At 44.4% G+C, this 20,813-nt stretch carries 23 protein-coding genes, 1 tRNA gene and 1 pseudogene; 12 read left to right on the top strand and 13 right to left on the bottom strand.

All coding sequences use genetic code 11. The annotated features are described in order from the left end of the window. The first annotated feature begins 2 nt into the window (after positions 1-2). The 9 genes from HMPREF1222_RS04255 to HMPREF1222_RS04215 all read left to right on the top strand — a co-directional run bounded on the left by HMPREF1222_RS04255 (position 3) and on the right by HMPREF1222_RS04215 (position 7,485). Complete coding sequence (locus HMPREF1222_RS04255; RefSeq protein WP_016518362.1) at positions 3-1,130, top strand: ABC transporter permease subunit; 1,128 nt, start codon at positions 3-5, stop codon at positions 1,128-1,130. Further along, positions 1,130-1,531, top strand: a complete 402-nt coding sequence (locus HMPREF1222_RS04250; RefSeq protein WP_016518361.1) for a DUF6672 family protein — start codon at positions 1,130-1,132, stop codon at positions 1,529-1,531. Before HMPREF1222_RS04255 ends, HMPREF1222_RS04250 begins: the two co-directional genes overlap by 1 nt. 139 nt (positions 1,532-1,670) lie before the next feature. After that, positions 1,671-1,862: a 50S ribosomal protein L28 gene (rpmB, locus tag HMPREF1222_RS04245; RefSeq protein WP_006189625.1), complete on the top strand. Its 192-nt coding sequence runs from the start codon at positions 1,671-1,673 to the stop codon at positions 1,860-1,862. Between the two features lie 142 nt (positions 1,863-2,004). After that, a complete protein-coding gene (locus tag HMPREF1222_RS04240; protein WP_016518360.1) occupies positions 2,005-2,661 on the top strand; it encodes a DUF1007 family protein in 657 nt (218 codons plus the stop codon). A gap of 3 nt (positions 2,662-2,664) precedes the next feature. Continuing rightward, positions 2,665-3,708 (top strand): HoxN/HupN/NixA family nickel/cobalt transporter, encoded by a 1,044-nt coding sequence (locus tag HMPREF1222_RS04235; protein ID WP_244870111.1) that lies wholly within the window; start codon positions 2,665-2,667, stop codon positions 3,706-3,708. 4 nt (positions 3,709-3,712) lie between these two features. Next, positions 3,713-4,684 carry a helix-turn-helix domain-containing protein gene (locus HMPREF1222_RS04230; protein WP_016518358.1) on the top strand — a complete coding sequence of 324 codons (972 nt, stop codon included), beginning with the start codon at positions 3,713-3,715 and terminating at the stop codon, positions 4,682-4,684. 91 nt (positions 4,685-4,775) lie between these two features. Beyond that, on the top strand, positions 4,776-5,363 hold the full coding sequence (locus tag HMPREF1222_RS04225; RefSeq protein ID WP_016518357.1) for an MptD family putative ECF transporter S component: 588 nt from the start codon (positions 4,776-4,778) through the stop codon (positions 5,361-5,363). Between the two features lie 2 nt (positions 5,364-5,365). Beyond that, entirely contained in the window at positions 5,366-6,025 is a 660-nt protein-coding gene (locus tag HMPREF1222_RS04220; RefSeq protein ID WP_016518356.1) for an energy-coupling factor transporter transmembrane component T family protein, read from the top strand. A 2-nt stretch (positions 6,026-6,027) separates the two neighbouring features. Further along, positions 6,028-7,485, top strand: a complete 1,458-nt coding sequence (locus HMPREF1222_RS04215) for an ABC transporter ATP-binding protein (RefSeq protein WP_016518355.1) — start codon at positions 6,028-6,030, stop codon at positions 7,483-7,485. Between the two features lie 34 nt (positions 7,486-7,519). Here the strand turns inward: HMPREF1222_RS04215 and HMPREF1222_RS04210 are convergent, their stop codons facing one another. Both HMPREF1222_RS04210 and HMPREF1222_RS04205 read right to left on the bottom strand, forming a co-directional pair. Continuing rightward, positions 7,520-7,861 carry a BrnA antitoxin family protein gene (locus tag HMPREF1222_RS04210; protein ID WP_006189617.1) on the bottom strand — a complete coding sequence of 114 codons (342 nt, stop codon included), beginning with the start codon at positions 7,859-7,861 and terminating at the stop codon, positions 7,520-7,522. Further along, positions 7,833-8,120, bottom strand: a complete 288-nt coding sequence (locus HMPREF1222_RS04205; protein ID WP_016518354.1) for a BrnT family toxin — start codon at positions 8,118-8,120, stop codon at positions 7,833-7,835. Before HMPREF1222_RS04205 ends, HMPREF1222_RS04210 begins: the two co-directional genes overlap by 29 nt. Before the next feature lie 132 nt (positions 8,121-8,252). Here HMPREF1222_RS04205 and HMPREF1222_RS04200 point away from each other — a divergent pair, with 132 nt between their 5' ends. Next, complete coding sequence (locus HMPREF1222_RS04200) at positions 8,253-8,804, top strand: phosphoglycerate mutase family protein (protein ID WP_016518353.1); 552 nt, start codon at positions 8,253-8,255, stop codon at positions 8,802-8,804. 232 nt (positions 8,805-9,036) lie between these two features. On the opposite strand, the gene HMPREF1222_RS04195 is transcribed toward HMPREF1222_RS04200, so the two are convergent. Genes HMPREF1222_RS04195 through HMPREF1222_RS04180 form a run of 4 tightly spaced genes read right to left on the bottom strand, consistent with a single transcriptional unit; the run spans position 9,037 to position 11,064 of the window. Then, positions 9,037-9,513 carry a hypothetical protein gene (locus HMPREF1222_RS04195; protein ID WP_006189612.1) on the bottom strand — a complete coding sequence of 159 codons (477 nt, stop codon included), beginning with the start codon at positions 9,511-9,513 and terminating at the stop codon, positions 9,037-9,039. Positions 9,514-9,523: 10 nt separating this feature from the next. After that, positions 9,524-10,177: an RNA polymerase sigma factor gene (locus tag HMPREF1222_RS04190; RefSeq protein WP_016518351.1), complete on the bottom strand. Its 654-nt coding sequence runs from the start codon at positions 10,175-10,177 to the stop codon at positions 9,524-9,526. A gap of 10 nt (positions 10,178-10,187) precedes the next feature. Next, positions 10,188-10,556 carry a hypothetical protein gene (locus HMPREF1222_RS04185; RefSeq protein ID WP_006189610.1) on the bottom strand — a complete coding sequence of 123 codons (369 nt, stop codon included), beginning with the start codon at positions 10,554-10,556 and terminating at the stop codon, positions 10,188-10,190. A 25-nt stretch (positions 10,557-10,581) separates the two neighbouring features. Then, positions 10,582-11,064, bottom strand: a complete 483-nt coding sequence (locus HMPREF1222_RS04180) for a flagellar basal body-associated FliL family protein (RefSeq protein WP_016518350.1) — start codon at positions 11,062-11,064, stop codon at positions 10,582-10,584. A gap of 80 nt (positions 11,065-11,144) precedes the next feature. Here HMPREF1222_RS04180 and HMPREF1222_RS04175 point away from each other — a divergent pair. Continuing rightward, positions 11,145-11,228, top strand: a tRNA-Leu gene (locus tag HMPREF1222_RS04175). 211 nt (positions 11,229-11,439) lie between these two features. Further along, the gene (gene sppA, locus HMPREF1222_RS04170; RefSeq protein ID WP_016518349.1) at positions 11,440-13,260 is read left to right on the top strand and encodes a signal peptide peptidase SppA; all 1,821 of its coding nucleotides are present in this window, start codon (positions 11,440-11,442) and stop codon (positions 13,258-13,260) included. 306 nt (positions 13,261-13,566) lie between these two features. Here sppA and HMPREF1222_RS04165 read toward each other — a convergent pair whose 3' ends face one another. The 7 genes and pseudogenes from HMPREF1222_RS04165 to HMPREF1222_RS04135 all read right to left on the bottom strand — a co-directional run bounded on the left by HMPREF1222_RS04165 (position 13,567) and on the right by HMPREF1222_RS04135 (position 20,210). Then, a complete protein-coding gene (locus tag HMPREF1222_RS04165) occupies positions 13,567-13,854 on the bottom strand; it encodes a helix-turn-helix domain-containing protein (RefSeq protein WP_016518348.1) in 288 nt (95 codons plus the stop codon). Then, on the bottom strand, positions 13,847-14,203 hold the full coding sequence (locus HMPREF1222_RS04160) for a type II toxin-antitoxin system RelE/ParE family toxin (RefSeq protein ID WP_016518347.1): 357 nt from the start codon (positions 14,201-14,203) through the stop codon (positions 13,847-13,849). The genes HMPREF1222_RS04165 and HMPREF1222_RS04160 overlap by 8 nt, the downstream gene beginning before the upstream one ends. A gap of 183 nt (positions 14,204-14,386) precedes the next feature. Further along, entirely contained in the window at positions 14,387-15,397 is a 1,011-nt protein-coding gene (locus HMPREF1222_RS04155; RefSeq protein WP_016518346.1) for an ABC transporter ATP-binding protein, read from the bottom strand. Positions 15,398-15,411: 14 nt separating this feature from the next. Continuing rightward, a pseudogene (locus tag HMPREF1222_RS04150) lies at positions 15,412-16,473 on the bottom strand (ABC transporter ATP-binding protein). A 2-nt stretch (positions 16,474-16,475) separates the two neighbouring features. Further along, the gene (locus HMPREF1222_RS04145; protein WP_016518343.1) at positions 16,476-17,576 is read right to left on the bottom strand and encodes an ABC transporter permease; all 1,101 of its coding nucleotides are present in this window, start codon (positions 17,574-17,576) and stop codon (positions 16,476-16,478) included. Between the two features lie 8 nt (positions 17,577-17,584). Beyond that, a complete protein-coding gene (oppB, locus tag HMPREF1222_RS04140; protein ID WP_006189604.1) occupies positions 17,585-18,514 on the bottom strand; it encodes an oligopeptide ABC transporter permease OppB in 930 nt (309 codons plus the stop codon). A gap of 94 nt (positions 18,515-18,608) precedes the next feature. After that, positions 18,609-20,210, bottom strand: coding sequence for a peptide ABC transporter substrate-binding protein (locus HMPREF1222_RS04135; RefSeq protein WP_016518342.1), 1,602 nt, complete (start codon positions 20,208-20,210; stop codon positions 18,609-18,611). Positions 20,211-20,813: the final 603 nt, after the last annotated feature.

The following is a 20,813-nucleotide window of genomic DNA, read 5'->3' as shown; positions in this document are numbered from 1 at the left end:
TTATGATATCGTCTAATATGCTTAAAAAGAAGTGGGAAAAATTTTCCGTAAGCGATTTTATTCTTGATAATTTGGTATCCATTATATTTTTGGTTATTTCATTTTTGGCTATTCCCGTGTCGGGCTTGTCGGCAAACCATATTATCGCCGAAATTTTAACGCGCATCGGCAGAAACTCTTTCTTGGTGTTCGCTTTAATCTTGCCGATTATGGCCGGAATGGGTATTAACTTCGGGATGGTGCTCGGTGCAATGGCGGGGCAGATCGGTCTGATTTTTGCGATGGACTGGAGTATCGGCGGTATCTATGGGCTTGTATTCGCTGCCGGTATCGGTATGCCGCTTTCCATTCTGCTTGGGATTGTCGCAGGTTCGGTGCTGAACCGTGCCCGCGGACGGGAAATGGTTACCAGCTACATCCTCGGGTTCTTCTTTAACGGGATTTATCAGTTCTTTGTGCTGTATCTGCTCGGTTCGGTTATTCCGATGCACAATAAGGCTATTATGCTGTCCCGCGGATACGGTGTGCGCAATACGCTTGAACTGGCGCCTGTGCGGCAAATGCTCGATACGGCGATCCCGCTTACAATTGCCGGGTTTAAAATTCCGCTCCTTTCGTATCTTATTATCATTGCGCTGTGCTTTTTTATCGTGTGGTTTAGAAAGACAAAGCTTGGGCAGGATATGCGGGCAATCGGGCAGAATCAGGCCGTTTCGCTTGCCTCCGGTATTGCGGTTGAGCGGACACGGATTATTTCGATTGTCATTTCGACGGTGCTTGCCTGTATCGGGCAAATTATCTTCTTGCAGAATATGGGAAATATGAGCACCTATAATGCGCATGATCAAACCGGCTTCTTTGCGGCAGCTGCAATCCTCGTCGGTGGCGCTTCGGTGAATAAGGCGAGCATTAGAAATGTTTTTATCGGTATTATCTTGCTGCACTTCCTCTACATCGTTACGCCGATGGCTGGGCAGCATCTCTTTGATTCCGCAATGATCGGCGAATATTTCAGACAGTTTTCCGGTTACGCGGCGATTGCCTTATCGCTGGTAATGCACGCAGCACGTAATCAAAAAAATGCGGAAAAACAGCGGGCTGCGCTACGAGCCGAAAGCGGGAGGGCATAATGATTCGGGTACGTTCAAAAAAAGGTCAGCGGCTGGTTAAAATCGGCTTGGTTGTGTTTTACTTGCTCATTATGGCGCTTATGTTTTTGTTCGGACGCTCCCATACCGTGCTGATTGATAACAACAGCGATCCGAACGGCACGTACAAGGCAATTGACGGCTGTACCATTTCGTTTAACGGAGAAAAGCCGATCGAGATGTTTAAGGGAGACCGCGATAAAATTATGCTGCGGGGACAAACCCATCATGTAAAGGTCAGCTTTTTTAACGGGCAAGAGGATGTTACCGGCACAATCAGCATCCCGCTTTTTGAAGATGCGGTGATGGTTTCCATTCCGGCCTTTACCGCAGGCGGGAACGCCGTTACACACTTTGAATTATACTCTTCTTCGGAAGAGTAGAGGGCAGGGGAATTCATAATTCATAATTAAGAATTCTTAATTATGAATTATAATTACCCTTTACATAATACGCTTTTTACAGTATACTATCCTGCGTTTTATTTTTAATGCTAATAGAAAAAGCTAAGGAAGGTAAACTATGGCACGCAGATGCGATATTTGTGGAAAAGGGCCGATGAGCGGTAATACGGTTAGTAAATCGATGAATCATCAACGCCGCGTATGGCGCCCCAACCTTATCGACGTAAAAACGGAAATTGACGGAAGGACTTTAACCTTGAAGCTGTGTTCCCGCTGCTTAAAGAGCAACTATGTTGTTAAAAAAGTCTAAACATCCCGTTTTTTATTCTTGCTAAAAGGAGTCCTGAATAGGGACTCTTTTTTTATATTCATTGGGCATCTGTAAAAAAACTGTTAAACTTTTAGAGGTGTCCTATTCTTTTTCGCGCAGTTACAGAATCCAAGGTGTAAAAATGATACGATACGGATATAAAAAGGCGCTATGCGTTTCTATTTTATTGATTACGCTGCTATTTATTGCCCCGCTTCAAGGAATTGCTCATCCGCATCTGTTTATCTCCACGCAGACCGAATTTGTCTTGAACAACGGAAAAATCCAAGGTGCGTACGAAACATGGATATTTGACCGTTTTTTCAGCGCGGATATTATTCAAGGGTACGATCTGAACAGGGACGGAGTTTTCAGTAAGGCTGAAACACAGGATGTGTATAACAATGCCTTTATCAATACTAAAAACTATGCGTATTTCACCTTTATCCGGCAAGGGAACGAACGGCATAGCCCCGAAAAGGTGAGCGATTTTTCGGTGCGGCAAAAAGACGGAATCGCTTCGTACCGGTTTTACATCAATTTATCACAATACAGCGGCGATTTTTACTTTGCCGTATATGATTATACCTTTTTCTGCGATTTCCGGTATGACGAAAAGACACCGGTAATCTTTACCGGAGCTTCCGGTAAAACGCCTCCAACGTATACGATAGCCGAAAATAGAAAATACCCCGTGTATTACGATCCCTTCGACACAGCCGATATGACAACGATGTATGATACGTGGAAACCGGGACTGCAGACATTTTACCCCAGAGAAATTCATATTACCTACTAAGGAATGCTGATAGTGCTGAAAAACCGGTACAAAAATGTTTTGAGCTGCTTGAAAGGGTATCACGTCGGGACAGAAACGATACGGCACGGAATTATCTTGGCTGTGCTCTGTATGATGAGCAGCACTCTTTGGGCGAATCCTTTTACCGGCAAAAAAGATACGCCTGCCCCCGTCCGCACGGAAAAAACCGCTGATTTTCTTGTGAACCGGCAAGCACAGCTCCATACAAAACTCGGTGATGCCATCTATGAATGGACACAGGCGCATTCGGCACAAGCCTTTTGGACAATTATCGGGCTTTCCTTTTTTTATGGAATTATGCACGCACTGGGGCCGGGGCATCGGAAAGCGCTTGTATTCTCATTTTATCTGGCACGCCAAGCCCCCGCGTGGGAACCTGCCGTAACCAGCCTCACCTTAGCGGGGCTGCACGGCATAACAAGCATCCTATTACTGCTGCTTTTCCGTAATGTGAGCGGCGCTTTGTCCGCGCATACGGACTCCGCAACCATTTACCTTGAAGGTTTTTCGTTCATCCTGCTGCTGCTGCTTTCGGGAGCTTCTATCCTGCATCTGCTGTCCGGCTTATTCCCCAACCGTTTTCCGCATTTCCGTTTCAGCCGCCGCTCACCGGCACCTACGCAAAACGGGAAGCTTGCATACAATAGTGCCGGCTACGGTTCCGCACGGTATAAAAACTACCGACCTCAGCATCACAGCGCCGGCAACATACAGTGGGGTACGTTCTTACTCAGCGGCATGTATCCCTGCCCTGCAGCGCTGCTTGTATTGGTATTGGTTTCTACGTTGGATGCGGCGGGTATCGGCATCATCGCGGTTATCGGTATGTCGGCAGGAATGGCAATTCCCATCACCGCTGCGGCATACCTTGCGTGGACGGGACGGCAGCGGTTGTTTACACGGATAGGCAAAACCCAAAAATATGCCGAAATTGCTGCATCGGTACTCGCGCTAATCGCTTACGGCGCTATCTTTATCTTTTCGCTTACGGCGGTACTGCCTTTCATCAAAAGCGTGATAGGGTAACTCAATGGACTACCTAAACCACCTCTACGGCAGAGATATAAAAACCGTAAAAAAATTACAGCATGGAGCAGTGCATACCGTCAAAACACGGAATGGAATGTGCTACGTTACATCGTATCGTATTTTCCCCGGTGTGAATGTTATGTTTAACGACATCCATACCGATACATTATGTCCACCTTCCGCTGCGGATCTGCTCAATAACAATATCAAGCAATACGAACTGAACCATTGCAGAGAAGGCGCATTTGAATCGATATTAAAAGACGGAACACAAGTCAGCATGAATGCCGGTGACTTTGCAATCAATCCTTTAGAAAATTGTTCGCAGCATTCTCGGTTTCCGATACGGCACTATCACGGTATCAGCATTTACATTATTCCGGCGGAATTAGGAGAAGAAGCCCGCACCTTGCAGCAATATTTTTGTATCGATTACGGAATCATTTTAGAACACCTGTGTAAGAACGGAACCCTCTTTCTGAAACGAGCAACCCCCGAACTTGACCATATATTTCACGAAATGTATCACGTGCCGGAAGAAATTGCCGTTCCGTATTTAAAAGTAAAAATACAGGAATTGTTTTTGTATTTAAGCATATTAAAAAGCGGCATCGATTTTACCGATCGTGAATACGCGCAAAAAAACAATCGGGAAATTATCAAACGCCTCCACCAGTTTGTCATAAAAAACTCAAATAAAAACTACAGTTATGCGCAGCTTTCCGCCATCTTTCATATTAAAACGACAACAATGAAAACCTGCTATAAATCGGTTTATGGAACAACCATTCACGAAACGGTCAAAAAAGCGCGGCTTCAAAAAGCAATCGATCTTCTTAAAAACTCCTCCGCAAACATTACGGAAATTGCTTTGGAAATCGGCTACTCAAGTCATGCAAAATTTTCGGAAGCCTTTAAGCAGACCTATAACCTGCGGCCGAGCGAATATAAAAAATTAATCAAGCACGAATAAAACCATCCGACTTATTTGGTACAACTTGTCCGATTCGGAAAGAACAATAATGTAAACCGATGGTAATATCTTCCTACCTGGAGGTATTATTATGTCAAATAGGTTATCCGTAAAGGATTTGGCAACGATCGGTATTTTTTCGGCAATAATGATCGTTGTGTTTATTGCATTCTCGATGATCACCGGCGCATCCTTATTTTTTAATATGGTGTTGAATGCCGTGTTTGCAGCGTTTATACTTGCACCGTTTTTTGTGTATATGGCAATGAAGGTCAATAAACCGGGCGTGGTTCTTATTTATAATACGCTGCATGCTGTTTTAACAACCGTCTTTATGGGGCCGTTTATGTTCCCTTGGTTTTTTGTCGGCGGAATTATCGGCGAACTTTCCATGTGGGGTAAAGACAGCTACCGGAACTGCAAGCGAATTACCATAGCGTGGATTATTACTTCACTTACACGAGCCACACACGGTATGAGCGAAATTTGGTTTTTCTATAATGCTTTTGTAAAGACCGGTGTTTCGAAGGAACAAATAGATATACAAACGCAATACTATACCGATCCTAAATGGGTCGCAATCTCGTTAATCCTTACTGTTATTGCTGCAATGCTCGGTTGCTATATAGGCAATAAAATGCTTAAAAAACATTTTATAAAAACAGGGTTGTTAAATTAGGTATGGATTTCCGTACTAAATTGGCGATATTCTTTTGTACGGTATTTTTGGTGTCGGTTATTTCCAAGAATACCGTATTTTTCTGTTTAATCGGTTTATTGGCAGCGTATGGCGTTTTTCAAAAACACTATCGCAGTATATTCCGCTGCGTTTTTGTTTTACTCATTGTCGAAACAATACAGCTTATTTCAAAGGGTAACGGATTAGGAACACTGCTGCCGGAAATGTTTTTATTTATTATCACTCGAATGATCGCTGTGCTTATATCGGTTATTCCAATCATTAAAACACCGCCGGGAGAATTGACCGCTGTTATAAACAAATTGAAAATCAATAGAAATATTGCGTTATCTTTTATTTTTATGATGCGTTTTTTTCCGGTTATCGGAAATGAATTTAAAGAGATTATCGAGTCCTTAAAATTGCGCGGATTATTTACCTTAACAAAACCACCGCAAACAATGGAATATGTCTTTATCCCAATGATGTTTTCCGCTTCTAAAACAGCGGAAGAATTAGCTGCTGCTGCGGAAGTACGGGGGATATCCGCTGCCGGAGTACACACCTCTAAGCGGGCTATCGTATTTACCGCTGTCGATTGGGCTATCACACTGATCGCTCTTGTTATATCCGCTGGATTATATTATTGGGAGCTGCATTAAAAATGATTACATTAGATCATATCTACTATTCATATCCGCAATCGTCAAAAGAAAATCTTGATGATATAACGATGGAGATACAAGACGGAAAGGCTATCGCTTTAATCGGATTGAGCGGATGCGGAAAAACAACGATAACACGAATCCTCAACGGGCTTGCCTATACATTTTTTTCAGGCAAAATGAAAGGCAGTATATCGATTAACGGTATCGACACGACTAAAAAGGAATTATATGAGATAGGACGAATGGTCGGTTCTATTTTTCAAAATCCTAAAAGTCAGTTTTTTGCAGAAGTTGTAGAAGATGAAATTGCATTCGGCTTGGAGAATTACGGCATCGAACGTACCGAAATTGTCAAGCGTATTACCGACTCTCTACGTATGATTAACGGCGAAACGCTACGAACAAGAAATCTATTTCAGCTTTCAAGCGGCGAAAGACAGAAAGTCGCGATTGCTTCAATCAATGCACTTGATCCGCCGGTCTATGTATTTGATGAACCTTCCGCAAATCTCGATATGGCAAGTGTGGAAGCGCTAAAACGATTAATGGCTTTGTTAAAAAAGAAAGGGAAAACGCTTATCGTTTCCGAACATCGAATCTACTATCTCAAAGATATCATCGATCGGTATTATTACATAGAAGACGGAAAAATTATCCGCTGCTATACAAAGGAAATATTTGAACATTCACCGGTTGAATTTTTTCGGCAGCAGGGCTTACGCTTATATTCCCTTGACTGTATTGAACCGCACGGAAAAACAATGTCCGGAACACGGTGCCTGAAAATCGATAACATCTCTTTTTCATACAACAGACAATCGTTACTGAAAAATTTAAGCTATTGTTTTATAAGCGGCACGATATACGGCATCATCGGCGGTAACGGCGCCGGTAAAAGCACCTTCGCAAAAGTACTGAGCGGATTGCTGCGTGAAAAACACGGCAGTATTTATTCGTGCGGAAAAGACAGCTGCAATGACATAAAACTCAACAGCCGTACACGGAGGAAAACGATATACTATTTGTCAAATAACCTTGACAGTAATCTTTTTGAAGTTTCCGCTGCAGAAGAACTGCGATTAAACGATTCCGCCGCCGACACTACTGAAATCCTAAAAGATTACTGTTTAGATACCGTTGCGGAGACACATCCGCAAATCCTCTCCGGCGGACAAAAACAACGACTGGCAATCGCCGCCGCCTCATTATTAAAAAGGAACGCGTATATTTTCGACGAACCGACGAGCGGCTTAGACGGAAAGAATATGCGCCTTATAGCCGATAAAATGCAGGAATTGCAAGCACAAGATAAAATCGTTATTGTTATTTCTCACGACTATGAATTTTTAATGGAGATTTGCAGTATTGTGTTACACTTAAACGGAAATTCATTTACGGAATACACTGCTGCAAGCGATAAAGACAAGATATTGAACATTTTGCAACAGGAATAAACCTTGCCTCGATACTCTGCATCGAAGGTATTGATTACCCGAACGCATGAGCGCGTAAAACGGCATTCATTTTTGTCTGATATCCTTTGCCCTGTGCTTTGTACCATTCTAAGACATCGGTATCAACTCTTATATGAATTTCCGTCTTTTTAGGTTTGCACCATTCAGGATGAAGTTTCGCATACAGTTCAGGTTTTACCTCTTTGAGCGGGCGGAATTGAGCAAGTTCCTCTTTGGTTTGTTTTGGACATTCAGGGTCGTATTCTGTCTGCTTTGATGGTACTTTAGCGGCAGCTTGACGGATATTCAATATCTCTTCCTGCGTCAGCGGTGCATTCATAACTTCTTCAAGCGTCATAGTTACGATAGTACTCATCGATTTCCTCCTGTTCTGCCGGGCGAGCGGAAATTATTCTAATGCTATCCTGTGTATATTCTACAAAAACAACAAATAAAATATCTTTAACCATACCGATCGCATTCCATCTATCCTCGTCAAAAGACGAATGCTTACTATCATATTTTATGAGAACATGGCTATCAAGAAAAACCTTTGAAGCTGTTGTAAACGTTATTCCTGCATGCTTTTCAATATTGGATTTTTCTTTTTCTACATCCCATTCAAAGGTCAGCATTGTTATCTGCTCCATTGTTAGTTTGCATTATTTTGTGTACACAGTCAAGTGCTTTTCAATTTATGTGATTAATAGTTACCTGAGTTATCTACGCTTGACACTCCCCCCTCTTTGCCATACCATTTTTATCCTATGCTTATTTTGATACGGCATGCACACGTGCTTTTTAATTGGGAAAAGAAATATACGGCTGAGGGCTTTGCTCAGGCACAGGCTGAGTATGATGAAGCACCGATAGAACAGATCAACGATTCGCAGCTTCGCTCTATCAGAGATGAATTACCGGAGTATTTTGAACTTTATACGAGTACGTTAAAAAGAAGCATTGACACGGCGGTACTGCTCTTTCCTGATAAAACACCGATGCGGTTGCCAGAGCTTTCGGAAATACCGATTTATCCGTATCGAGATTCTGATAAGCCGCTTTCGCTCTGGCGGTGGCTATTCTGGGGACGGATGCAGTGGTTTTGCAACAATCCGCGGCAGGAAAGAACAAAGCGGATGGTCGAGCATGAAGTCGAAGCATTGATATCTTTAATAGAAAATAAAAATACAGTGATTGTAGGACACGGCTTTCAGATGCGGACAATGCTGAGCATATTAGCACGGCGCTATCCCGTTCAAAAACCGATTCACATAAAAAATTTAGACATAGTGAAATGTTTTGTTTATGAGAAGCAATGACGGAGTTCCGCCTCAGTGGAGATTGGAGAAAGTGCTTGGAACAAAAATTATGCATAATGGGTAATGAGAAAACACACTTCTTCATTCTCCGCTTAACATTGTCAATTACACAGTAAATGAAGGGAGCATTTTATGAACACACATCAAAATTCCCCGGTTATCTCCACCATATACAAAGGCTTCTCTAAGCTGCAAAATGCATTTTTAAAATCGGCTTACCTTGTACTCCGCCTTACACTTGCCTCGTAAATTTTTCGGTAAAAAAGACCAAATTCTTTGCAAGGAACACGGCAAAATAAACGATAACGGAGCAGGCGCACAGCAAGGAGAACGAAATCCAAAAAGAATCGCCGAATTGCATTAGACCGATTTTTCCAATATCGCTGAACGGCAAAAGAATAAATCCGATTATCAAAACGGCGCCGACAGCAAGCCACGAGAGCAGTGTTTTACTTTCTTCCTGCAGGGCAGCAACCGGAGCAGCCTGTTTGTTGAGTAAGTATATCGCATTCATGGTGGCGCTTAGCATCCGTTCGTCTGCATCGATAGGCATATCCAATATCCGCCGTTGAACGTTTTCTGCGGCAGTTAGCCGGTTCACACTATGCCGGCATGATTTACAGCATAAAATATGCAGCCTAAGACCGGCAGAAAGCGGCTCATTTTTATCAAGTGACAAATACCGATTTAAGAAAATATCGCAGTTCATAGTTTCTCCATTAATGATGTTGCTGTACAACGGCCGGGTAGGAAAGACTCGGTCTCCGATGAGTGTATTCAAAGACGGTACGGTCTTCTTTAAGATATTCCCGTAAAATCTTTTTGGCACGGAAGATATGGGATTTAATCGTATTCAGCGGCAGTTCGGTAACGGCCGCGATATCGGTATAGCTCATGTCGTAAAAGAAATACAGGTCGATGCAAATACGGTAATTATCGGGTAAGCTATTTACCGCCTCGCGCACCGATAACACAATACATTCATTGAGATGTTTTTCTTCGGGATTATCCCCCCGATATTCGATTTCGGTACCGTCTGCAAGCGAGCTGTAACGGTTCCGTTTTTTAACCGAATTGAGCGCCGTATTATAGGCAATACGCATCAGCCATGTCGCAAACGGAGCTTCGGCACGGAATGTTCCTAGTGCAGAATAAGCCTTTAGCATTACATCCTGTACAAAGTCTTCACAATCGTCGGTATTGTCAAAAAAACTCAAGCCGAGCATGTAGACCCGCTTTTGATACTGTGCCGCCAATATGGCAAAGGCCTGTGTATTGCCGTTTAACACCGCTTTGCACACCTCATAATCCCGCAGCGCTTGATTAAGCCCTTCCGTTTTATGGTTATGTACGCCGGTATAATCGTCATTCATCGTCACCTACCTATCCTTCCGTTGATGAGTCCGGCACTGAAGAATTTTGCACTTCCTTATTCCGGCTGCGCTGTGTAATCGTATAAAAGAGTGTAAGACTGATACCGAGTGCAAGCGGAATAAGGCCGCCGAGTAAAATATAACCGGCGCCTGCAATAAAATAGAACAAACAGAATAAAACGCTGCCGATTACCGTAAGCATAATACCCAACAGCAGACAAAAGAGACGGACATTAAAGACAGGACGGATATAAGTATTTGTCTTAATCTGGAGCATGATCTGCTGATGTCTCCACAAAAAATAAAAAAAGACAAGAACGCTTCCCATCACAATTCCGACAATCGGAATTACTGCGATAATAATCTGTACTGCAACCATTTTTATGTTTCCTCCATCCATTAATTTAATAAAGAATAACGAATTCTTCAAAATAGATATTATGTATCTTTCCCAATACAAGCTGTTTATTTATCCTGTCCATAAGCGCCAGCTTTACATCCTGCGGCAATTCGCTGCTTAACCGATACGCGCTTTCGAGCGAAAACCAGTCGAGGATGCTTTTTTTAAGCGCTTCTTTTTTTGCAACCAACTCTTCCTGAAACGCAGTATCCGAAGCCTTATATTCAAGGAACGGCTTGAGAACAACGGTAATCGGCGGATTATCGGCGGTAACGGCGCGCAGCTGGCCGAGATCCCCATACAACGCATATTCCTTAGGGGGAATATAGGCGGCGCCCGTTTCCGAATCTTCATCTTGCCGGCCGGAAGTTTGTTCCTTTGCCTTTTTGACAAAGGCTATAACGGTTCCGATCACAATCGCTGCGATTAGAACAATAATGATGCTTCGCAACAGTTTAAACAGTTTGTCCGACGGATATACGCTCATATTTAGCGAAGTATATCAAAAAAAAGCAATTGACAAAAGCCTCTTTTTATCTATAATGAATTCATTGCAATGCGCTTTTTGCCCCGGTGGTGGAATTGGTAGACACGCTAGTTTCAGGTACTAGTGCTTTCACGGGCATGGGGGTTCAAGTCCCCCCCAGGGCAGTCCTTCTATCAGATGTGGCAAGTATAACTTCGGCAGCCGTGATAAGATTGCCGAATAATCCCTGGCCGCGTCCTCTTATTCCAAACTACACCGCATAAGCTTTTTCAACCGGCAATAGGGCATCTCTAACAACTAGGTTAGATTTTTAGAGGCTTCCAATAGCTTTAACACAATCATTTTTCTGAAAGCGCTGCATCGGAGGAATTCAATATGAAAGATAAAAAACGCGGTTTTTTTTATTCGCTCTTTCGCGGCCTCAATCTTATCCGCCTTATTATCCTCAATCTTATATTCTTCTTCTGTCTCTTTTTAGTTATTGCAGGTATTTATAAATATAATGACGACAAAGGAAAAGCAAAGAATAGCCGCATTACGGTTTATGCCGATTCCCTCCTACTGATTAATCCTGCCGGACGTCTGACCGAAAAACCCGACGAATTTATCTGGCGGAATTATCTGCTGTCCGAAACGGCATCCGATTCAATTCTTTTATCGGATATTACCGATGCGTTACGCCGCGCTGCACATGACCGGCGGATTACAGCGGTTTTGGTCGACCTGAGCGGACTTTACGGTATTTCGTCAGGCCATTTTACCGAATTAAAAACGGCACTTCTTGAATACAAGGACTCCAATAAACCGCTCTACGCATTTTCTACCGGCTACGGGTTAGGGCGCTATTACATCGCTTCTTTTGCGGATCATATATACCTTGATCAGATGGGCGAGGTGAATTTATCGGGCTTTTATACCGAATCGCTTTTTTACGGTGAAATGGAAAAAAAATTCGGTATTCAGTGGAATGCCGTCCATGCCGGAGCATTCAAGTCGATGGCGGAAACCTATACCCGCACCGGTATGTCTGCCGGGGTACACAGTAATCACCTATCCGTGTTTACAGACTTATGGCAGACATACTTACAGGATATAGCGGCAAATAGGGCATCCGATGCAGATTCTCTGGAAGCGTACGCAGTGCATTATAACGATGCACTTCAAAAAGCAAAGGGCGACAGCGCTCAAGCGGCGTTAGATGCAAATTTGATTACCGACATCGGTACTTACGAAGAATGCGGTGTTGCACTCGGTGTGTTGGACGAAGAAACATATAATCTTTCTTCTCGGGATTTTATCAACTATGACGACTACAACAAGACCTTTAAAAAGAAAGAAACGGATAATCAAATCGGCGTTATTTATTTAACCGGTTCGATTACGGGGACAGCCGACAATACCGCCGATAACGCGGATAGCCCCACCCTGACGGACTTATTCGATCAAGCTGCCGACGACGATTCAATTAAAGCGGTTGTATTGCGGATTGATTCGGGCGGCGGGGAAGTCAATGCTTCGGAGGACATTAGAAGAAGCGTGGATAGGCTCTCTAAAAAGATCGGTAAACCTGTCGTAGTATCGATGGGCAGTATCGCGGCATCGGGCGCGTATTGGATTGCATCTTCCGCCGACTATGTTTTTTGCTCCCCCTATACCATTACCGGTTCAATCGGTGTCTTTGCCGTTTCCCCGACTATCCAAAATGCCGTAAAAGAGTACTTCGGGATTCATGTAGACGGCATCAGTGCAACAGGCCGTATGCCTTATTCGCTTTTCCGCAATCCGACTGATGAAGAAAAAACGCAATCGGAATTGGAAGTGATGCATACGTACTCGGTCTTTTTAGATAAGGTGGCGCAAGGCAGAAATCTCCCGCGTGCAACGGTTGAAGAATTGGCTCAAGGGAAGATATATTCCGGCACACGGGCAAAGGAGCTTCAGCTTGCCGATGAGCTGGGCGGTTTTACCGATGCCGTCAATTATGCAGCGACAAAGGCAGGCATAAAGGAAACATATTCGTTAAAGGTTTTATATAAAGAGCCACCCGTAGCCGATGAAATCTTAAAAACGTTGCTCGCAGAAAATGCCCGATTCTATAAAACCGCCGATCTGCAAGTATTGCACGAGCTTTTCGGCCTGCGCTCCAAAAAAGGCTTTTACGTATACACGCCTATTAAAGCGCCAACGGAAGAGTAATAGTGTAGGGGAAGACTTTTCTTTTTTTTCGATAAAAAGGAAAGTCTTCCCCTACGCCCCTATCTAATCAGAACCGCCACGGATGTACATCAGTTGAAGATGGTTCAAATGGTCTCACAGCCTATTTATTTTGCAATTCTCATTTATTCGTGCGGAGGGTTTAATACCCCGACGCTTGCGTCGTAACAAAGGGTATTAAAGCCGACTGCAACCACCTTATGAGAACAACATACCCCGACGCTTGCGTCGGGGGTGTTGATTCCGTCTGATGCGTTTGCTCTGCTACTCCTGAAAAAAGTTTAGTCCTTACAGTATTGCCATTTTCAGCTGCCTACCGAAAACGGCGGCAGCTTTTTGTAGAGTAGAAAGCTTTACATCATCAGAATGATTTTCCATCCTTGAAATAACACTTTTTTTTATATCGAGTTTTTCTGCAAGTTCTTCTTGTGTCATTCCCGATTCTATTCTCAGCCCTTTAATTATTGCACCGATTTTAAATTCTTCGTATCCTGCATTAAACTCTTTTTCAAATTCAGGATTTTTTATACTCTTTGCGATAATATAATCGTCCAGATCATAAGTTCTATTATCCATTGATGTCTCCTCTGCTAATAAAATCTTTCATCCGTTCTTTACAAATGTTTATTTCTTTTGTAGGTGTTTTTTGTGTTTTTTTCTGAAACCCATTGGTAAGAACTACTAAATTACCGTTATAAAAGAATCCTAAAATTCTATATATATTACCGCTCATTTCTATTCGACATTCATAAAATTCCGTATCTGTTATTTTTTTTAAATAGCTTTTAGGAATAACCTCCAATTCTTGAACAAGCTTTAACACCCATGCTATTTTTGCTGCGACCTTCAACGGTTGGGCATCAATAAATTCGGCAACAGGACATTTCCCATCAATCGTTTTATAAAATGTTACTTTTCTATACACTGTAGAACCTTAACATATCCACTTATACTTTGCAAGATATTCCCTAAAAATACAAAAAAGCGCTAATTTATCCGTTTTCGAATTAATCAGCGCTTTTTTGTGTTAATAATAGCAGCTAAAAGTTTGCCGTCTTAGTCCTTACAGCATAGCAATTTTCAGCTGCTTGCCGAAAATGGCAGCGGCTTATTCGCAGAGGAAGCACGCTACTTGATGGCCGTTTCCCTTGTCTTTCAGCTGCGGGATAGTGTTTTTGCAGTGTTCCATACGCTTGGGGCAGCGGTCATAAAAGTAGCAGCCCGTGCGCTGTTCCGTAGGTGAAGGCACATCTCCCGATAAGATAATTCGCTTGCGCTTGCGTTCGATTTCCGGATCCGGGATAGGCGCTGCGGAAAGGAGCGCTTCCGTGTACGGATGCAGCGGCTTTGAGTAAAGCTCTTCGGCATTCGCAATTTCCACGATAACGCCGAGGTACATAACAGCAACCCGCGTGGAAATGTACTGAATAACGGCAAGGTCGTGCGCGATAAACACGTAGGTCAGGCCGAACTCATCCTGTAAATCCTTAAACAGGTTTAAAATCTGCGCTTGGATGGATACGTCGAGCGCACTGACCGGTTCGTCTGCAAGGATCAGTTCCGGCTGAAGCGCAAGCGCACGGGCGATACCGATACGCTGCCGCTGCCCGCCTGAAAACTCATGCGGGTACCGGTTGCGGAAAAAGCGAGATAGCCCGACCTTTTCCATTAACACTTCAACCCGGTCGTCAATTTCCTGTTTGGTGTACGAAAGGATACCGCGCTGCATTAAAATCCGCATCGGCTCCGCGATAATGTTTCCGGCCGTCATACGGGGATTCAGCGATGCATAGGGGTCTTGGAATACCATCTGCATATCCTTGCGCGCCTGCATCAGCGTGTGGGGCGAACATCCCGCAAGTTCCATCCCCTTAAACCGGACTGAACCCGATGTCGGCGTATACAGCTGCGCGATGGCGCGCGCTGCGGTTGATTTTCCGCAACCGGACTCCCCGACTAAACCGAGGGTTTCTCCCTTTTTAACCGAAAAACTGATACCGTCTACCGCACGGATAGCGCCTTTTTTGCGCGAAAAGAGTCCCCCTTCCGCAAACGGAAAATGCATCTTTAAGTCTTTAACGGTCAATAATGCTTCCGATTCGTTATATCTTTCTTCCATAAATCCGCATCCTCCTATTCGTTATTTCCCGCAGATTCAGCTGCAGCATTGTTCGATACCGTTGCAGCCGCTTCCCCTGCCGGCTTCCCCGACTGATAGAGCCAGCAACTGGTGCGGTGACTAGGGGAAAGGCTATATGAAGCGGGGTACTCCGTTTTACACTGCGGCATCGCTTCGCTGCAGCGCGGATAGAACGGGCAGCACGGCGGCAAATCGATAACGTTCGGCGGCTGTCCGCTGATGGAAAAGAGCCGTCCGGCATTTTTTTTGTCCATCCGCGGCACCGATTTAATCAGTCCGCGCGTATAAGGGTGCGCAGGATTTGCAAATAATTCATCTACCTCGCCCTGTTCAACAACACGCCCTGCATACATAACACATACGCGGTCGCACATACCGGCAACCAATCCGAGCGAGTGGGTAATAAGAATAACGGCAGTACCGAGCCGTGCACTCAAGTCGCCGATTAAGTCCAAAATCTGCGCCTGAATGGTAACGTCCAATGCGCTGGTCGGCTCGTCGGCAATCAGCACCTCAGGATCGCAGCTTAGGCCCATTGCAATCATAACGCGCTGGCGCATACCGCCGGAAAACTGGTGCGGATAGCAGTCTACCCGTTTTTCTGCCGCAGGAATGCCGACAAGCTTGAGCATTTCAATCGCCCTATCGCGCGCATCCTTTTTTGATCAGCCCTGATGCAGCCGAATCGTTTCGATCATCTGCGTAGAGATTTTTAAGAAAGGATTAAGACTCGTCATCGGGTCTTGGAAAATCATCGAGATTTTGTTTCCCCGTAGCTGGCGGATCTCGTTTTTATCCATCTTGAGCACGTCTTTTCCGCCGTACCATACCTCGCCGCCGATAATTTTACCCGGCGGATTCGGAATGAGGTTCATAATCGCTAAGTTGGTTACGCTCTTTCCCGAACCGGACTCGCCGACTATCGCAAGCATTTCGCGCTTGTGCAAATCGAAAGAAACGCCGTCAACAGCCTTTACGATACCGGCATCAGTCCAGAACCATGTTTGTAAATTTTTAACCTGTAAGATTTTCTCGTCTGATTTTTGATTGTTCATCGTTACACCCTGTTTTTACTCTGAGGATCGAAGGCATCGCGGAGGCCGTCGCCGAGAAAGTTCATTGCAAATAAGAAAACCGTCATTGCGATTGCCGGAACCAACAGCTGCCACGGGTAGAGCGTCATAACGTTTACTCCGTCGGAAACAAGCGAACCCCATGAAGCGCGCGGGGCGGAAACACCGAGTCCTAAGAACGAAAGGAAGCTCTCGTTCATAATAAAACCCGGAATGGAAAGCGTTGAATAAATAATGATAATACCGAGCGTGTTCGGCAGTATGTGCCTAAAGATGATACGCGGCGTGGAAGCTCCCATCGAACGGGCTGCCTCGACAAATTCGGCGTTCTTTAAGCTGATAACCTGTCCGCGTACAACGCGTGCAATGGTCAGCCATGAAACGAGTGCGATTGCGACGAACAGAATGACGATATTTTGCCCCAAGATCGCCATCATAATGATAACGACAAGCATATACGGTAAACCGTACATAATATCGACAAAGCGCATCAATATATTATCGAGCCAGCCGCCGAAATACCCGCTGACAGCACCGACCAATACACCGATAAAAAGCGAGGTAATCGTACCGATAAGGCCGATCATAATGGAAATACGTCCGCCGTATACGACACGGGCAAACATATCCCGTCCGAGGGCATCGGTGCCCAAAAGATAGCGGCGGTTATGTACCGGATTATTCTTTACCTCCTGCTGCAAAGCGGCAAGCTCGGCTTTTTGCTTTTCGGAAAGCTCATTTCGGCCTTCTTTTTTTGCCGTCCGCATCATATCCGCACGGAGTGCGCGCACCATCACATCTCCAGCCTTACTAAGAGAAGGCGGCAGGTTTTGATGGATAATCGCCTGCTCCGAATAAGAATAAATCGGCAGCAGCGGCGCCAAAAGCGAAAGCGCTGCATAAAAGCCTACGATGAACAGTCCCATAAGCGCCATTTTATTTTTCTTCAGCCGCCTCCATGCATCATCCCAAAGGGATATCGGCTTCATCGATTGGTTGAATTCATTAACGGGAACGCCGCCTTTCTTTTTAACCGGTGCGCCGTCCGTAGTTTGGTTTGTACCGTCCGTTTGTTTAACGTCCATCTTAAGCCTCACTTATATGAAATGCGGGGGTCGATAACCGCATAGAGAATATCAACAACAAAATTCATAAATATTAAAATGATGGAATACATAACCACCGTTCCCATAATCAGCGTATAGTCGCGGTTAAGCGCGGACTGTACAAAGAAGGTACCGAGCCCGGGAACCAAGAATATTCTTTCGATAACAACGGAACCGGTGATAATACCGGCAAAAGCAGGGCCGAGATAGCTGATAACCGGCAGCATTGCGCCTTTTAGTGCATGTTTAAAGAGAACTACCGGATACGAAAGCCCCTTTGCATACGCAGTACGGACATAATCCGAACGCAGCACTTCCAAAATACTGGCACGGGAAAGACGAGCAATATATGCAAAATAAGGCAGAGACAGCGCAAGCGCCGGCATAATAAGCGTTTTAAGCCCTTGACGACCGGTGATCCAGCCGGAGGTAGGTAGCCATTTCAATTTTATTGCAAAAAGGAGCATTAAAAGCGGGCCGACAACAAACAACGGAACCGAAATTCCGATAACCGCTACGGACATCGCAGCATAATCGGCAGCTGAATTGCGCTTTACTGCAGAAACAAGCCCGACCAGTAATCCGAAAACAAGAGCACTGCAAAGGGCTGTAATACCGAGAATAAGCGAGTTCGGCATGGTATTGCCTATTAAATCATTAACGGTATAGTCCTTGTATCTGAAAGACGGGCCGAGGTCTCCTCGCAGCATATTCCCCAAATACCGCACATATTGTTTGGGTAACGGCTCGTCCAAATGATAGACCTTATTGATGTTTGCAAGCACCTCAGGCGGAGGATTCCGTTCAGCGGAAAAAGGGCCTCCGGGCGCAACTTTCATGATAAAAAAGCTGAATGTTACAATTAAAAAGAGCGTCGGTATTAAACTGATTAACCGACGTATGATAAATCGAATCATGCTTCCCCCAAATTCTCTGACTCTCTAAAAAATAAGCTCTGCCGGCAGATAACCTGCAGAGCTTATTACTTTTTAAGATTTTTGATGTTGCCCGTTATTTCACTTTTCTAATACCGACGTAGGGATTAATATTCTGCGGATTGACATACCAACCCTCCCACTTTGTCGTATCGATAAGGTTCTGGCTGACATACGAATACATCGGCAATATTCCCTGATCTTCTTCCAAGAATACCGCTTCCGCATCGTGTAGAACTTGGAAACGTTCCGGTCCGCCTTTCATATTCGCAGCTTTACGCACCAATTCATCATACTTGGGGTTACTGTATTGACCGTCATTAAGGCCGCTGTTGGTTAGGAATATCTCTAAGAAGGTATTGGGATCCTGATAGTCTCCTACCCATCCTGCACGGGAAATATCGAACTCATGCTGGTTACGCATATCAAGGAATGTTTTCCATTCATAATTCTGAATCTTGATATCGACGCCGAGATTGCGCTTCCATGACGCCTGTACATACTCGGCAATAAGCTTGTGCCCTTCCAACGTATTATAGATAACCGTTAATGAGGGGAAGCCTTTTCCGTCGGGATATCCCGCTTCCGCAAGCAGTTTTTTTGCCTGTTCGGGATCATAGCCTGCACCTTCACCGGGTGTGTAACCTGCCATCGGAGGAACAATGGAACGGGTTGCAAGCTGGCCGCCCTTTGTTACTTTTTCTACCAACTCTTGACGGTCAAGTGCCATTGTTAATGCCTTGCGTACGCGGGCATCCTGCAGCGGGCCGCGCTTTACGTTAAAGATGTAGTAGTAAGTAGAAAGCTGAGGTGCGACCTGATAGTCGGGCAGCAGTTTTACTTCATCGATACGCGGAACAGGAATACCGGTATTCCAATCTATCTCGCCGGCCTTGTATTTTTCAAAAGCCGTATTGCTGTCTTCGATCGGTAAGAATGTTATGCGTGAAAGATGAACGTTTGCTTTATTCCAGTATTTTTCGTTCGGTACGACGGTAACCTTTTCCTGCGGCGTCCATGCTTCAAGCACAAAGGGGCCGTTTCCGACAAAGTTGCCGGGTTTAATCCAATCGGCGCCGAATTTTTCAATTGTATGCAGCGGAACCGGATTAAAGGCATAGTGCGCAACAACGTCGATCGCATAAGGGGCTGTACCGGTCAGCTGCATTTCAAACGTCTTATCGTCAACAGCTTTGATAGCGACGGTAGAAGCATCCGCTTTACCGGAGTTGTAATCCTCGGCTCCTTTTACAATCATATTGATCATAAAGGCATATTGAGAAGCCGTTTCGGGGGCAAGTGTGCGCAGCCATGAATCGACAAAGGTCTTTGCAGTAATCGGCGTACCGTCGCTCCACTCGGTATTCCGCAAGTGGAAGGTATATGTCATGCCGTCTTCGCTGATATCCCATGATTCGGCGACGCCCGGTATTGCATTACCGGTTTTGGGATCATAGGTAACCAGACCTTCAAACAACGCCAGATTAATGCGGTGTTCCGGTACACCCTGAACTTTTGCAGGATCCAAGCTCTGCGGTTCGGCACCGTTACCGATAATAAACTCTGCGTCGGCATTACCGGCAGCAGCGCTTTTTTCGCCGCTCTGTCCGCCGCAGCTTGCTAAAATAAGTGCGGCGCTCATCAAAGCAGCTAATAAGCATAACATCTTGTGCTTCATACTCTACTTCTCCTTTTAAACTGTAGTTATAGGTAGTAGCTAAATTATACACAATCCGTTCTTTATATCAAGTATATTTATACAATAAATCATAAAAAACCGTATATTTTTGCATTTTTTAAGGTGACGGCAAATACAGCGGCGTAAAGCGGGTGAGAACCGAACTAAATCCTTGACAAAGCAGTCTATTAGCTGTATATATTAAACAGTATTTAATTGATATTTTCTAAAGCTTTCCATATTTTAGCGGGAAGCAAATTACATCTAAGGAAAACCTCTAAAAATTGATTCGCAGTCCGCGAAGCGGATAACTTAATGAATTTCTTTACAGAACAAGCCGATAGGCTTGCAGTTTTTAGAGGTTCCCATAACAGTATATACGGCAGCATACCGTGTTCTAACAATCATCCGTTAAACGTAATACTAAAAACAAGGATTCTTTAAAAATAGGATTTTTAGAGAATTCCTATAAAAGTTAATTTTTAAAGTTCCGGATTAGTTCTGCCGATATTTGAGGCGGATACGTGTGTTGAGCGTTTTACCGAACGAATGGGGGAAAAACGTATGAAAAAGAATCGCATAGCATCTTTTGCATTGATTGTA

Source organism: Treponema vincentii F0403 (assembly GCF_000412995.1).
Classification (GTDB): Bacteria; Spirochaetota; Spirochaetia; order Treponematales; family Treponemataceae; genus Treponema; species Treponema vincentii.
Note: the sequence above shows the minus strand (reverse complement) of the source record. Positions and strands in the feature narration are given on the sequence as shown.

What these genes read in the sequence shown, in the direction of transcription:
- HMPREF1222_RS04255 (WP_016518362.1), top strand. Translation starts at nt 3, where the DNA reads ATGATATCGTCTAATATGCTTAAAAAGAAGTGGGAAAAATTTTCCGTA.
- HMPREF1222_RS04250 (WP_016518361.1), top strand. Translation starts at nt 1,130, where the DNA reads ATGATTCGGGTACGTTCAAAAAAAGGTCAGCGGCTGGTTAAAATCGGC.
- rpmB (WP_006189625.1), top strand. Translation starts at nt 1,671, where the DNA reads ATGGCACGCAGATGCGATATTTGTGGAAAAGGGCCGATGAGCGGTAAT.
- HMPREF1222_RS04240 (WP_016518360.1), top strand. Translation starts at nt 2,005, where the DNA reads ATGATACGATACGGATATAAAAAGGCGCTATGCGTTTCTATTTTATTG.
- HMPREF1222_RS04235 (WP_244870111.1), top strand. Translation starts at nt 2,665, where the DNA reads ATGCTGATAGTGCTGAAAAACCGGTACAAAAATGTTTTGAGCTGCTTG.
- HMPREF1222_RS04230 (WP_016518358.1), top strand. Translation starts at nt 3,713, where the DNA reads ATGGACTACCTAAACCACCTCTACGGCAGAGATATAAAAACCGTAAAA.
- HMPREF1222_RS04225 (WP_016518357.1), top strand. Translation starts at nt 4,776, where the DNA reads ATGTCAAATAGGTTATCCGTAAAGGATTTGGCAACGATCGGTATTTTT.
- HMPREF1222_RS04220 (WP_016518356.1), top strand. Translation starts at nt 5,366, where the DNA reads ATGGATTTCCGTACTAAATTGGCGATATTCTTTTGTACGGTATTTTTG.
- HMPREF1222_RS04215 (WP_016518355.1), top strand. Translation starts at nt 6,028, where the DNA reads ATGATTACATTAGATCATATCTACTATTCATATCCGCAATCGTCAAAA.
- HMPREF1222_RS04210 (WP_006189617.1), bottom strand. Translation starts at nt 7,861, where the DNA reads ATGAGTACTATCGTAACTATGACGCTTGAAGAAGTTATGAATGCACCG.
- HMPREF1222_RS04205 (WP_016518354.1), bottom strand. Translation starts at nt 8,120, where the DNA reads ATGCTGACCTTTGAATGGGATGTAGAAAAAGAAAAATCCAATATTGAA.
- HMPREF1222_RS04200 (WP_016518353.1), top strand. Translation starts at nt 8,253, where the DNA reads ATGCTTATTTTGATACGGCATGCACACGTGCTTTTTAATTGGGAAAAG.
- HMPREF1222_RS04195 (WP_006189612.1), bottom strand. Translation starts at nt 9,513, where the DNA reads ATGAACTGCGATATTTTCTTAAATCGGTATTTGTCACTTGATAAAAAT.
- HMPREF1222_RS04190 (WP_016518351.1), bottom strand. Translation starts at nt 10,177, where the DNA reads ATGAATGACGATTATACCGGCGTACATAACCATAAAACGGAAGGGCTT.
- HMPREF1222_RS04185 (WP_006189610.1), bottom strand. Translation starts at nt 10,556, where the DNA reads ATGGTTGCAGTACAGATTATTATCGCAGTAATTCCGATTGTCGGAATT.
- HMPREF1222_RS04180 (WP_016518350.1), bottom strand. Translation starts at nt 11,064, where the DNA reads ATGAGCGTATATCCGTCGGACAAACTGTTTAAACTGTTGCGAAGCATC.
- sppA (WP_016518349.1), top strand. Translation starts at nt 11,440, where the DNA reads ATGAAAGATAAAAAACGCGGTTTTTTTTATTCGCTCTTTCGCGGCCTC.
- HMPREF1222_RS04165 (WP_016518348.1), bottom strand. Translation starts at nt 13,854, where the DNA reads ATGGATAATAGAACTTATGATCTGGACGATTATATTATCGCAAAGAGT.
- HMPREF1222_RS04155 (WP_016518346.1), bottom strand. Translation starts at nt 15,397, where the DNA reads ATGGAAGAAAGATATAACGAATCGGAAGCATTATTGACCGTTAAAGAC.
- HMPREF1222_RS04145 (WP_016518343.1), bottom strand. Translation starts at nt 17,576, where the DNA reads ATGGACGTTAAACAAACGGACGGTACAAACCAAACTACGGACGGCGCA.
- oppB (WP_006189604.1), bottom strand. Translation starts at nt 18,514, where the DNA reads ATGATTCGATTTATCATACGTCGGTTAATCAGTTTAATACCGACGCTC.
- HMPREF1222_RS04135 (WP_016518342.1), bottom strand. Translation starts at nt 20,210, where the DNA reads ATGAAGCACAAGATGTTATGCTTATTAGCTGCTTTGATGAGCGCCGCA.